We start from the raw sequence: 12,953 nt of genomic DNA on the forward strand, positions 1-12,953 counted from the left end.
TTTCGCTCAACGGCATCCCTTCTCCTCTTTAGATTAAACACAAAAAGAAGCATGTACAATTTGTACATGCTTCCTCTCTATTACATCACCGTTGCTTCTGGCTCATAGGCAATCATTTCTTTAATTATATTACCCTCGCCCATAATAGCTACTGTTGGCTTATGATCTTTTGCCTCTGCATTATCTACGTAAACATAAGAAATAATGATCACAATATCTCCACGTTGCACTAGGCGAGCTGCTGCACCGTTCACACAAATAACGCCTGATCCACGTTCCCCTGCAATAATATATGTTTCAAAACGTGCGCCATTATTGTTATTAACGATATGCACTTTTTCGTTTGGTAGCATCCCTACTGCATCTAAAATATCCTCATCAATCGTAATAGATCCAACATAGTTTAAATCTGCTTGTGTCACTGTAGCACGGTGGATTTTACTATTCATCATCATTCGTAACATATTACAGTCCTTCTTTCACATTAAAGATACAATTATCAATTAATCGAGTTTTACCAATATAGACGGCTGCAGCTACAAGCACTTGCTCCGTCTCAGCAGTCGCAGGTATTAAATCTGGATATGCTAATAGTTCAATATAGTCGATGTGACCGTGTGTGCGTGCTGCAATGTGTGCCTTTGCTTTTGCAAGCGCATTTGCACCATCACCATTCGTTAAAAAGCTATCACGAGCAAGCTGTAGCGCTTCATTAATTGCTGGCGCCTCAAGACGATCCGCTTCACTTAAATACACATTACGAGAGGATTTCGCTAAACCGTCCTTCTCCCGTACAATAGGTACTACTCGCATTTCCAAAGGGAAATTAAAATCGCGTACCATCGTAGCAATAATAGCAACCTGCTGTGCATCTTTTTGTCCAAAATAAACGCGAGTCGGCTGTGCTAGGTGAAATAATTTCGATACAACCTGTAAAACGCCATCAAAATGGCCTGGACGGCTCGCTCCACAAAGAATAGTTGCCTGTTCACCCGCATGAATACGAATACCGCCATCATGCGGATACATTTCTTCAATACTCGGTACGAAAATAATATCTACACCGACAGACTCTGCTAAAGCAGTATCCCTCGGCAAATCACGTGGATAGCTTTCAAAGTCTTCGTCTGGCCCAAATTGTGTTGGGTTGACAAAAATACTCATCACGACTAAATCATTTTCGGCACGAGCTGTTTTTGCTAGCGTTAAATGACCCTCATGTAAATAACCCATTGTTGGAACGAGTCCAATTGTTTTTTGAGCTTGCTTAGCTGCTTGGATTTCTACGGTTAATGCTTGGACTGTAGTGACGACTTTCATTACTTTATGCCCCCATATAGCTGATCTAGTGCTTCCTCTTTCATCGTGAAGGAATGCTTCGGCGCAGGGAATGTACCTGCCTTGACCGCTTCTACGTAACTAGCAATGCCACGGCTCGCTTCTTGACCCATATTAGCAAACTGTTCCACAAATTTTGGTACATGATGTGAACCGTAGCTTAACATGTCATGATAAACCAACACTTGTCCATCAGCCTCAACACCAGCCCCAATGCCGATTGTTGGAATAATAAGATTAGCGGATACCATCTCTGTTAGCTGATGCGGAATACATTCTAAGACGACTGCACATGCTCCAGCCTCTTGACATTTTTTTGCATCTTCAATGAGTTTCTTAGCCTGTTCAGCTGTTTTACCCTGAACTTTGTAACCACCAAGCACTCCTGCTGATTGAGGTAGTAAACCTAAATGAGCTACCACCGGAATGCCAGCTGACGTTAATTTACGAATTGCTGGTAGAACATCGTCTGCTCCCTCTAACTTTAGTGCATCTGCACCTGTTTCCTGCATCATGGATACGGCCGTTTTCAACGTCTCGTGTACATCACCGTGGTATGAACCAAATGGCATATCCACAACAACAAACGTATCCTTTGCCCCTCGGCGCACCGCTTTTGCATGGTGAACCATATCGGCCACGGTTACTGGCATTGTAGAATCATAGCCTAGTACTACCATACCTAGTGAATCTCCCACTAGAATCATATCGACGCTTGCTTCCTCGGCAAATTTTGCAGCAGGATAATCGTATGCAGTGAGCATAACGATTTTCTCACCTGCTGCCTTCATCTTTAAAAAATCTGAAGTCGTTTTCATCATGTAGTCCTCCTTTTTTAAGGAAAGAAAACAGAAAAACCCTCTGTTCCTAAAATGGACAGAAGGGTAGTGTCGTTCGTTATCAAAAATCACCTCTCGTTTTTGATTAGAGGCCATAACTTAATAAAGGGATAGGGAAATAAATCTCTTTGAGAAAATTGCCCATTCCATTGTATAAAGTTATATTTTTGAACGCTTGTTTTCTTCCGTCCCTGTCATTAAAAGATCAAGGCAGATATTTTTGTAAATTGTACTTGCGTTTTGAAGGTGCCGTTCACAAAAGGATACTGCCCTTCGCACATACTATAACAGATTCTCCTAGTAATCTTCAAATATTATTTTCTAATAATTACGATCAATAACTATGACCAAACTCAAACCATTCGTTTCTGAAAGTTTGATTTTCGATAAACTTCAAACATTGTAAATAGCAACAGAGCAAATAAAAATGTGAATAAACCAGACGTTACATTTGTAGCTGGTACAAAGACATCCCAAAATGCATTAATGAAAGCGTGGAAAATAATACAGAGAAAAATACTTTTAGTAGAGAGGTAAATGATTGTTAATAAAAAGGACAGCGCTAAAGCTGTTAGGGAAAACCATAGAAAATTCATGTTTATTTGATTTGATCCAAGGACAAACCATAATGGCAAATGCCAGACTGCCCAAATAACACCCACAATCATTGTACTCGTGAAGGGAGACCATCTTTTTTGTAATGTAGGCTGTAAAAAACCACGCCAGCCAATTTCCTCTAATCCTCCACCAATAATCATGATTGGTAATTCAAGTAACGCCAAATACATTGGATTCTCCATAGTTGCTCCGCCCCATAACGTTGGTAAAAAACAAGCCATAAATGCCAATCCGATTGCAAATATGTACCAAGATACAGGTTGCTTAGGATTTTTCACATTATGGATAAATGATTTGAACTCTTCTTTAGTCGAATATTTCTTTTTCAACCAAATCTCACAAATTGCAGGAGTAATTCCGCCGAGAATAAATAACAGCATTGATATTGCATTACCAAACTTCAGCAAATTTAGCTGTGTTAATAAGGCTAAACTGCCCCATATGATCCAAGACGTTGCAAAGGTATAAAATAGAAATCTTCTTACCTCTATTCCCAACTTTAATCCTCTCCTTCTTTCGAACCCAATAGTAATAATACGGATTTGCAAAGTGTATTCATCAATCGAATCTCATCAAACTGCACTTGATCATTTGAGAACACCCCGTAACATTTTTGCAAGACAACGTCTCTCACAATGCCATCAATGGATGTCATTATAAAGGTAGATAAATCCTCTATCGAAATCTCAAGCTGAAAGCATCCTGAAGAAATACCCTCATGGATTGAATGAAAAATTTGTTGCGTAAAATATTGCCCACTTTCTTTCTCATAAATGCCAGATAAAATTTTCTTTTCTCTATCTGGATTATTAGCAAATAAAATCGTAAGCTCAAATTGGATTTTGCCCACTGTTGATACGTTTTCCTTCATGTACTCTCCGAGAAAATTAAATAATTTAATGATTGCTTTTGTGGGAGAATTACTCGTATCCGTAACTTCATCGATAATATGTTTATAGTCTGCATTAACATTTACTTGATTAATAACCTCAATAAGTATTTCATCCAAGTCTGAATAATAACGATAAATCCCACCCTGACTTACTCCTGACGCTTTAATAATATCCCTCATCGTAATTTCATAAAGTGGCTTGACTTTACATACTGCTATAGCTGCTTCTAAAATGCTGTTTTTCTTTTCCTGTACATATTCATGACTTACCTTTGGCATTATTTCTACCTCCAAACATAAAAATGACACTATTGTCATTTTATCGTAATCAAATTACCTTTTATTGTCAACAATATGTGACACTACTATTTTTTTATTTTTCTCTTGAGTTTTTTTATGAAAATTGACAATTAATGATATATGTAATATACTTCCACCATACTATATGACGTATAATATGAAACCTTGTATAGGTCTTACATTGTGAGGTGAGAAAAGATGACATTTCAACTTGGCTCAGCTTTACTTGACGCTTGTGTACTCGCCATCGTCGATAAAGAGGATGCTTATGGTTACTCATTAACACAGCAAATACAATCCGTGATGGTTATATCAGAATCTACGCTGTACCCAGTATTACGTCGTTTACAAAAAGCAAATTGCTTAACAACCTACGATCAGCCCTATCAAGGCAGAAATAGACGGTATTACCAAATTACCGAGCAAGGTCGAATACGATTACTAGAGCTATTAAAAGAATGGCAACAGTATAAAGAAATGGTTGATTATGTACTTTTAGGAGGGAAATATGATGAATAGAGCAAGCTATTTGAAAAAGCTTCGGGGGAAATTACAACGTCTTCCAGCGCATGAGATTGATGCTGCGCTTGCCTATTATGAGGAATTTTTCGATGAAGCAGGAGAGGAAAACGAACAGCGGGTCATTCAACAACTAGGCTCCCCTTCCCATGTTGCATCACAAATAATGGCGGACTATGCATTAAAGGATTTAGAGGCAACCTCAACTTCAACTAAGAAGAATGTGTCTGCGATGTGGCTTATCATTCTAGCAATATTATCTGCCCCACTTTCATTACCGTTACTTGTAGTAGCTATAGCACTTATTTTTTCATTTGGGGCAGTTATATTCAGCGTTATTATTGCCATTATCGCAACTGTACTTAGTATCTTTTTCGGTGGAATCGCTGCACTTATTTCAGGCTTCTTCATTTTAACTCAGGACTGGCCAACAGCATTACTCTTTATGGGTGTTGGCTTTATCGTAACAGGTTTGGGCATTCTACTTTTCCCAATCGTTGCTCGTTTGATCAAAACAATCGTTATTGTTTGTGTTGAAGCATTAAGTAAACTATTCCATAAAATAACGAAGAAACGGAAGGAGGGTTACTAATGACTTCCCGATATACCCATATTGCCATTACTATGATCGCTTTAGGCGTACTGTTAGCTTTAGTTGGATATTTCTCTGGTGGAAAATGGAGTTTTGAGATAAACGATGAAGGTATCCAACTGCCCGAGAACAATAAACTAGTAAACAATTCCTATCAACTAAATGATTTCACTAATCTCAATATTATTAATCACTATGGAGATGTTGAAATTGTTACTAGTGATCGTTATGCATTAGAAACAAATGTTATTAATGATGATGATGTGACGTACAGTATTAAAGATAAGACATTAACTGTTGAAACAAAGAGTAAGAAGAAGAATCGTTTTCAATTCGGATTTGCTAACTTTAGAACTCCTTCCATTAAAATCTATGTTCCTGCAGATGTAAAACTGAAAACCGTGGTCCTTGATAGTAATTTTGGAGATACAACCATTCGTGGTTTGAAATATCAGGAGTTAAATCTAATTGAAGATTTTGGAGACATACTTTTGAAAGACACTACTGGTGATAAAACAGAGATTACACAATCATTTGGTGATATGAAGCTACAACAATTTTCAAGTAATGGCTTTGTTGCCGAAAGTGAACATGGTGATATGGACATTGATGGAACATTAAATGGTCAATCCACTATTACGTCTGACTTTGGAGATGCTACACTGCATTTGCAAAATAAAAAAAGTGAATTTGGCTATGAATTACAAACTGACTTTGGGGACCTTACTGTTGATGACGAGGATCAAAACAGCAAGGTATCGAAACCTTATAACGGTGATAACCAACTAAAAGCAACTATTTCACATGGTGATTTACAATTAAGGTTGAAATAAAGTAGGCTACCGATTCAATTTTCTTCACTGATAAGGCAGAATTACATTTTTGTGATTCTGTCTTTTTAATTAAGATTATTATATGATTAAGTTCCTTCCTTTAATAGTAGTAAGAATTTTCCATTTATTATATAATATTCATATGCGCATATGAGTATATTAGTACGGTTCTTGTATGTGAAGGCAGAACCTGAGGTGAATCAGGTCAGTTACGTCATCATCTTTGATAGAAAATACGATTATTGAGGTGAGTAATATGAAAATTAGACAAGCAAACATTGAAGATGCCCAAGGAATCGGAAAAGTACATGTTGATAGTTGGCGAACAACATATAAAGGCATTCTTCCAGTTGATTTTTTGAATAACTTATCTTACGAGCAGCGAACAGAACTTTGGAAGAAGACTATTTCAGACGCTTCGAACTATGTACTGGTGGCGGAAAATGAACAAGATGAAATAATCGGCTTTGCAACCGGTGGCACAAGAAAAACTAATTCAGTACCGAATGCAACTGATTTAACTTCTATCTATCTTTTAGAAGAATATCAAGGAAAGGGGATCGGAAAGCAACTACTCAAAGAAGTATTCGCTTATTTTAAACTAAAAGGATACGAAAAAGTATTTGTCGAAGTACTAGCAGAAAATAAAACACGTGATTTCTATGAATATTATGGTGCACAATATGTCAATAACATAGAAATAAATATTGGCGAAAAAATAGTAGAAGAGCTCATTTACGTATGGAATGATATTAATAAGGTTATAGAAAAAATAAAATAGAAAAAATATAAAAGAACGTATATTCTCAAATCGATAATATACGTTCTTGTTTAATTAAAACAGGTAAGAGTATGCTTGTAGTTCATGTTCTATAAAATTTTTATATCTCCAGAATAAATTGTTCGCACTGTGCCATCACCCTCTGTTAGCTGTAGTACACCTTCATCCGTAATCCCACTGGCAATGCCTTCAAAGCGTCCACGTAGAGTCGTGACTTCAATACGTTGTCCAATAGTACACGACATTTGTTCCCATAGCTTTTTAATGCTAGCAAAGCCTTCCTTCACGTATAAATCCGTGAATTGTTCTAAATATTGAAGAATAGATGCAACAAGGGCTGCACGATTAATTTCCTCACCTGCTTCTAAACGTAAAGACGTAGCTATATTGGCAATTTCTAGGGAGAAATCTGATTCAACTTGGTTTGCATTAATACCAATGCCTACTAGCAGTGCTTGTACACAGTCTGCCTCAGCCTGCATTTCTGTTAATATACCGGTACATTTTTTACCGTTAATGAGCAAATCATTTGGCCATTTAATGGCTGGTTCAATTTGTTTATATAATGTTTTTATCGCCATCGTAACTGCAACTGCTACGACAAGCGTAAACGATGAAGCTTGCTGAGGGGTAACATCCGGTCTCACAATAACGGTCATCCAAATACCTGTGCCATTTGCAGATTCCCATGGACGTGCCATACGTCCACGACCAGCAGTTTGCTCCTCCCCGATTATAATTGTGCCATGTGGAGCGCCTTCCTGTGCAAGCTTATGAGCGATTATTTGTGTCGAATCTACAACATCAAAATAATGAATTTCACGTCCAAAACGTTCTGTATTTAAAAATAGTTCAATTTGTGTTGGACTTAAGCTATTAGGCACACCAATCAATATATAGCCCTTTTTCTTTACCGTTTCAAATGTGTAGCCTTCCTCCTGTAGCGATTGCATATGCTTCCATACAGCTGTACGGGATACTCCAAGGGAATCTGCTAGCTCTTGACCCGAAACAGCTTCACCATTAGCAGCTAATATTCTTTTTAAAATTTCATCCTTCATGGAAATACTCATGCTTAAATCAATCCTTTATTAAAATATACTATCACTTATTTTTTATTAAATAAGACTTACCTTAAGAATCTTGATCCACATCAGTGAATTCTTGATATTGAATTTCTGGAACCATGTATTAACGTTGTTTTCTCATTTTTCTCCAAACGTTCCTTCTAAAGGGCGATGACGAAAAAGATAAAGCAAAAGCAAGCGACCTTATTTTAGATGACGTATGGTAATTGGTCACTTTTTGGTCACTTGCTATATTTTCATGAGTTCAAAACTCTTTTAATTCAAGGCTACTCATTTTTCATGGACATACCCACGTTCAAATCATTTCTTTAAACGAATAGCTGACACTTATTTTTCTATTTTGAATAATAATAATTATTATCATACTGCATATAGTCACATTTGACCACAATCAATTTTTTAACTAGCTTTTTATAATTTTGAGGGTTTCACCTTATTATACTGTAACATTTTCTTATCAAATATAAAATCGTATAAAGCTAAAACTGAAAAACATCAGTATCATGGGATTATCCATAGACAAAACATTACTATGAGAACCTTTTATAAAACATGGGCTTTTTTTTCGTCTGCACTTCTTTGTGTGTACAAATTCAAGAAAAATTTACACAAACGTATTAGAAATTATTCAAAATTTTATAATGCAGAACGAGCACAAAGTGTGTCATTTTCAATACTATTTACTTAGTTCATTAAACTGAAACTCTATGGGTTTTTCTTTTGATTCATATTGTAGTTTCTCCATTACTTGACGATAAGAGAACGCAATTTAAAAGAATAACAACAGCAGAAATTGCCTGTTTTCACATAAAAATTTATCCTATATAGTCATTTCTTTATATAGGTTTCTTTTATTTTTGGCAAACAAATTTTATCCAATTCCCATCTTCATGAACAATAACACTACTAAACCCTATAGATTTTAGTAATTCTTTTAATTCATTACTTTTTTTATAGTTATCCATGTGATATTCAATCTTATCTTTTTCGCAAGTTACTAGAAATACACCGTCCGATTTTAATATCCTATGTATTTCACTAAACCCTTCTTCAAGATTACTCCAGTAAAAATGAGTTTGAATGGCTGTTATTTTATCCATGGTATTATCTTCAAATGGTAGTGAAGCTACATCTGCCTCAAAAATTTCAGCACGATTTTGCTCTACCCATACCTGATTTTTTTCTATAGATGATTTAACTGCTTCAGATGAAATATCTATTCCATATACTTTTCCTTGTGTAGTTTTATTTGCCAATCTATGAATTGTTTCACCACCACCACATCCAACATCTAAAATATGATCATCTTTTTGTATTTCAATATTCTGTAATCCCCAGTCTGTCATATTAACAAAGGTTTTGTTCCAAATTTTTGTCAATATATATCCAATAGCTCCCTTTGGGTGTGAAACCTGTCCAATTAAATAATTCATTGTTGGTTTATACAAAATCAATCCCAAAATCACAAATAAAAAAATTTTCTTCATTCCAACCAGCCCTTTTGACAGCCACACCCAACATTCAATACATAATCAATTTGCTGAAAATCAATATTTTGAAATCCCCCATCTGTACTTTTTAAATTATATTTTTGTTCGAACAACACTTTTCCCTCCTACTATTTTGAAATTTACCTAACGATATTTCAAAACAATAGTATAACGACTTGCAAAAGATGTCAATAACTTTTGAAATACAAACGATTTTATTTCAAAACTTTATGCTAGCATAAAATGAACTCAATCCAAGAAACGCATACAGGAGGAAAGTGACATTAATTAAAATAAAAAGAAGCCATTCGAGATGAATGGCTTGGCTTCTAAAAAACTTCAAATAAATTATTTACTTTTTCCGATGATTCCATATAAAAATAGTTTGTGTAATTCTTGTTGTTTTATTTTTATTTTATCTGATTCAATTTCAATACTATTAATAGCTTCCATAAAATCTAAAATTGTAGCAGTTGAGATTGAATGATCTATCACATTTTCTTGTTTTCCCAATTCTATATAACTTTTATAAATATCTTTTTTTATTTTATTAATGTTTTCAACTAAGAATTTCAGCAATACTGTATCTTCCAATGCCGAATGTGAAAAATATTCATGTAATGATTGATTGATTTGATTAGAACAGATGGAGAGAGCTTTATATAGTTTTTCCTTAAATTCCATTTCTTCAGTAAGTAAATTTTGTGCAATTTGCATAGTATCTTTCATTACAACGGTCACACACTCTTGTACTAATGCCTCTTTATTTCCAAAATAATTATAGATGGAGACTTGTGAAACATTAGCCAATGCAGCAATATCTTTTATACTAACTGCGGTAAATCCTTTATCGCTAAATAATTCTAAAGAAGCATTAATGATCGCAGATTTCTTTTTTTGCGATCTGATTTCATACTTATTCATGTTTACCTCCAACTTCCTATAATTAGAAATATATCAAAAATGAATTCTTCCGTTTTGAAATAGCGAGTATTTTTTTGACATCCAATATATTATGATTATATCATAGATTTGAAATTCAGAATTGGATATTTCATATTTAGAAATACCATATAAAGCGTCCATCCCTGAAAAAATACTCAGTTAAAAGACCTGTTGAAGCACGTAAGCACGAATTAAACAGCTCGACAATGGAATTAGGAAAATTTCTAAGGCACAATAATAAGGCATGAGTCCGATTCAATATCGAAACTCATGCCCCAACCGCAGCCTAATGAAATAACTATGTCTAACAACTTCAATAACCGAATTCTTTTAGTTATTTTTTGGTAACTCTTAACTACATTTCAATTTGTAATAATTATAGTAAAATTAAGTGTTTTCATGCTTACGGACATACTCACGCTCAAACCAAGCCTTTAGTTGATGGTGCTCATTAGCACATTCGCCATTCACAACTGCTTCAAGCATCGCCTGCAACGCTTCTTTTACCCATGGCCCACCTTTTATTCCAGACCATTTTAACAAATCTGTACCTTTTACAATAAGCTCCTGTTTATGTCTAATAGGAAGAGCTGTCTGTATTTCAAGTATACTTTGTTGTGGCATTTCAACATCAAGCTGTCTCAACTCCGCAAAATAACAAGCTGCTTCAAGTTCCTGTTGAGTATATAAAAAGTAATCCATTTTCGTCCAGCCATTTTTTAAAGCTTTTAAAGCTTCTAACACAGCTTTTACAAATGCCATCTCCTTATTCGATAAACGATAGTCACCTAGCACTTCTCGCCAATGATCACCCTGTAATACCGCGAAATATGCCCAGCCTAATAACTTGTCCTGCGTGTTAAATTCAGACCAGTCATTCGCTTGAAAAGTACCATTCAAATAATTCACTAAGCTACTTTCCTTAAGCTTTTTTATACCGTTAAAAACATCTTTCCCTACCCATAGCTTATCGAGCTCTGCCTTTATACGCTCTTTCGCAATCCAAGAAATATTATCAGCCTTGTCCTGCATTGCTTTCAAGGTTTCTGATTCAATTAGAAAACCGAGCTGTGCTGAAAAACGTATGGCCCGTAGCATTCGTAATGCATCTTCCGAAAAACGTTTCTGTGCATCACCAACAGCTCGAATTACACCAGCCTCAATATCTTGGCGTCCTCCATAAAAATCAACAAAAGAACCATCACGGCGCATCGCTATGGCATTCATCGTAAAGTCTCGGCGCTGTAGATCTTCTTTTAACGAACGTACAAATTGCACTTCCTCGGGTCTACGGTGATCCGTATATTCACCATCTGTGCGATATGTCGTTACCTCCACCGATCCAGCTGGCACGATAACAAGTACCGTCCCATGCTGAATCCCTATATCAACTGTGCGATCAAAGATAGACTTTACTTCGTCTGGCATGGCATTTGTCGCAACATCTACATCGTGGGCTGGACGACCGAGTATAGCATCTCGTACTGCACCACCGACGATCACTGCCTCAAAGCCTGCGTATTCTAGTTGTTCAATAACTGAATAGGCTGCTTGCCATTCTTTATTGTTTTGCATGATTTCTTTCAGCAACCTTTTCGTACAATTTTTCATATTGTTCTACAATTTTAGATGAATGGAATTTTTCATCAACAGCACGGATAGCTGCTTCTCGGAAATGTTGTAATTTCTCTTCATCCTTCAATAGGTTTACAGCATACTCTTTCACTGCATCCGTATCACCTAATTCCACTATATAGCCATCTACCCCATGTTCAATGACTTCTGGAATACCGCCTACAGCTGATCCAATACAAGGTACACCACAAGCCATTGCTTCAAGTAAAACTAGCCCGAATGATTCCTGCTGTGATAGTAATAATTTAAGGTCACTTATCGCATACAATTCAGCTAAATTTTCTTGTTTGCCTAAAAATAAAACATCCTCCATATAAGGACTTTCCTTTACTTGATCCATTACACGATGCTTTTCTGGACCATCTCCTACAAGCAATAGCTTTGCCTTCATGTTCGCACGAATTTTCATAAAGGCGTCTATAATATGCGGAAGATTTTTAATTTTACGGAAGTTAGATACATGAATAATAACTTTTTCATCTTCTTCAATTCCAAACTGTTCCTTTAAGTTTCCTGGATTGCGTGGGAAGTATTCACGTTCATCAACAAAGTTGTAAATCGTGTTAATCGGCTTTACTGTATCAATAAGCTCGTATGTTTGTTGCTTTAATGCCTCTGACACTGTCGTTACGATATCAGATTTGTCAATGCCATACTTAATTGCCTGTGAAAGAGTGGAATCCTGCCCAAGCACAGAAATATCTGTACCGTGTAACGTTGTAACAATCCCAATGTCACGACCACTCATTTCACGTGCCAAAACAGCACAGACAGCATGTGGTATTGCATAATGCACATGAAGCACATCTAGTTCTTCATCCTTAATCACGTCCGCCATTTTACTCGCTAATGCTATATCATATGGCGAATATTGAAATACTGAATAATTGCTAACTTCTACTTCATGGAAAAAGACGGTTGGATAAATTTTATTCAATCGAAATGGTACGCTTGAGGTGATGAAATGAATCTCGTGCCCTCTCTCTGCAAGCATTTTTCCTAATTCTGTTGCGATAACACCAGAGCCTCCAACTGTTGGATAACAGGTAATGCCAATTTTAAGCTTTTTCATTCGATTATCAT

General features: G+C 36.0%; 14 protein-coding genes. 4 read left to right on the plus strand and 10 right to left on the minus strand.

Going from position 1 to position 12,953, the window contains the following annotated elements; translation table 11 throughout:
* Window positions 1–80: 80 nt before the first annotated feature.
* The 5 genes from panD to C7Y47_RS08310 form a co-directional block, all read right to left on the minus strand.
* Entirely contained in the window at window positions 81–464 is a 384-nt protein-coding gene (gene panD / locus C7Y47_RS08290; protein WP_142508342.1) for an aspartate 1-decarboxylase, read from the minus strand.
* 1 nt (window position 465) lies between these two features.
* Window positions 466–1,320 (minus strand): pantoate--beta-alanine ligase, encoded by an 855-nt coding sequence (gene panC, locus C7Y47_RS08295; RefSeq protein ID WP_142508343.1) that lies wholly within the window; start codon window positions 1,318–1,320, stop codon window positions 466–468.
* Window positions 1,320–2,156: a 3-methyl-2-oxobutanoate hydroxymethyltransferase gene (gene panB / locus C7Y47_RS08300; protein ID WP_142508478.1), complete on the minus strand. Its 837-nt coding sequence runs from the start codon at window positions 2,154–2,156 to the stop codon at window positions 1,320–1,322. The genes panC and panB overlap by 1 nt, the downstream gene beginning before the upstream one ends.
* 374 nt (window positions 2,157–2,530) lie before the next feature.
* Complete coding sequence (locus C7Y47_RS08305) at window positions 2,531–3,292, minus strand: CPBP family intramembrane glutamic endopeptidase (protein ID WP_142508344.1); 762 nt, start codon at window positions 3,290–3,292, stop codon at window positions 2,531–2,533.
* A gap of 2 nt (window positions 3,293–3,294) precedes the next feature.
* Window positions 3,295–3,966 carry a TetR/AcrR family transcriptional regulator gene (locus C7Y47_RS08310; protein WP_185903439.1) on the minus strand — a complete coding sequence of 224 codons (672 nt, stop codon included), beginning with the start codon at window positions 3,964–3,966 and terminating at the stop codon, window positions 3,295–3,297.
* Between the two features lie 219 nt (window positions 3,967–4,185).
* On the opposite strand from C7Y47_RS08310, the gene C7Y47_RS08315 reads away from it, so the two are divergent.
* The 4 genes from C7Y47_RS08315 to C7Y47_RS08330 all read left to right on the plus strand — a co-directional run bounded on the left by C7Y47_RS08315 (window position 4,186) and on the right by C7Y47_RS08330 (window position 6,712).
* Window positions 4,186–4,506 carry a PadR family transcriptional regulator gene (locus C7Y47_RS08315; RefSeq protein ID WP_142508346.1) on the plus strand — a complete coding sequence of 107 codons (321 nt, stop codon included), beginning with the start codon at window positions 4,186–4,188 and terminating at the stop codon, window positions 4,504–4,506.
* Entirely contained in the window at window positions 4,496–5,098 is a 603-nt protein-coding gene (locus C7Y47_RS08320) for a DUF1700 domain-containing protein (protein ID WP_255505090.1), read from the plus strand. The genes C7Y47_RS08315 and C7Y47_RS08320 overlap by 11 nt, the downstream gene beginning before the upstream one ends.
* A complete protein-coding gene (locus tag C7Y47_RS08325; RefSeq protein ID WP_142508347.1) occupies window positions 5,098–5,931 on the plus strand; it encodes a DUF4097 family beta strand repeat-containing protein in 834 nt (277 codons plus the stop codon). The genes C7Y47_RS08320 and C7Y47_RS08325 overlap by 1 nt, the downstream gene beginning before the upstream one ends.
* A gap of 256 nt (window positions 5,932–6,187) precedes the next feature.
* Complete coding sequence (locus C7Y47_RS08330) at window positions 6,188–6,712, plus strand: GNAT family N-acetyltransferase (RefSeq protein ID WP_142508348.1); 525 nt, start codon at window positions 6,188–6,190, stop codon at window positions 6,710–6,712.
* 89 nt (window positions 6,713–6,801) lie between these two features.
* Here the strand turns inward: C7Y47_RS08330 and C7Y47_RS08335 are convergent, their stop codons facing one another.
* The 5 genes from C7Y47_RS08335 to bshA form a co-directional block, all read right to left on the minus strand.
* On the minus strand, window positions 6,802–7,785 hold the full coding sequence (locus C7Y47_RS08335) for a biotin--[acetyl-CoA-carboxylase] ligase (RefSeq protein WP_142508349.1): 984 nt from the start codon (window positions 7,783–7,785) through the stop codon (window positions 6,802–6,804).
* Window positions 7,786–8,651: 866 nt separating this feature from the next.
* Window positions 8,652–9,287: a class I SAM-dependent methyltransferase gene (locus C7Y47_RS08340; RefSeq protein WP_142508350.1), complete on the minus strand. Its 636-nt coding sequence runs from the start codon at window positions 9,285–9,287 to the stop codon at window positions 8,652–8,654.
* Window positions 9,288–9,638: 351 nt separating this feature from the next.
* Complete coding sequence (locus tag C7Y47_RS08345) at window positions 9,639–10,214, minus strand: TetR/AcrR family transcriptional regulator (RefSeq protein WP_142508351.1); 576 nt, start codon at window positions 10,212–10,214, stop codon at window positions 9,639–9,641.
* A gap of 408 nt (window positions 10,215–10,622) precedes the next feature.
* Window positions 10,623–11,810, minus strand: a complete 1,188-nt coding sequence (locus C7Y47_RS08350; RefSeq protein ID WP_142508352.1) for a CCA tRNA nucleotidyltransferase — start codon at window positions 11,808–11,810, stop codon at window positions 10,623–10,625.
* Window positions 11,797–12,942 (minus strand): N-acetyl-alpha-D-glucosaminyl L-malate synthase BshA, encoded by a 1,146-nt coding sequence (gene bshA / locus C7Y47_RS08355; protein ID WP_142508353.1) that lies wholly within the window; start codon window positions 12,940–12,942, stop codon window positions 11,797–11,799. Before bshA ends, C7Y47_RS08350 begins: the two co-directional genes overlap by 14 nt.
* Window positions 12,943–12,953: the final 11 nt, after the last annotated feature.

The organism is Lysinibacillus sphaericus, from assembly GCF_006864135.1.
Lineage (GTDB): Bacteria > Bacillota > Bacilli > Bacillales_A > Planococcaceae > Lysinibacillus.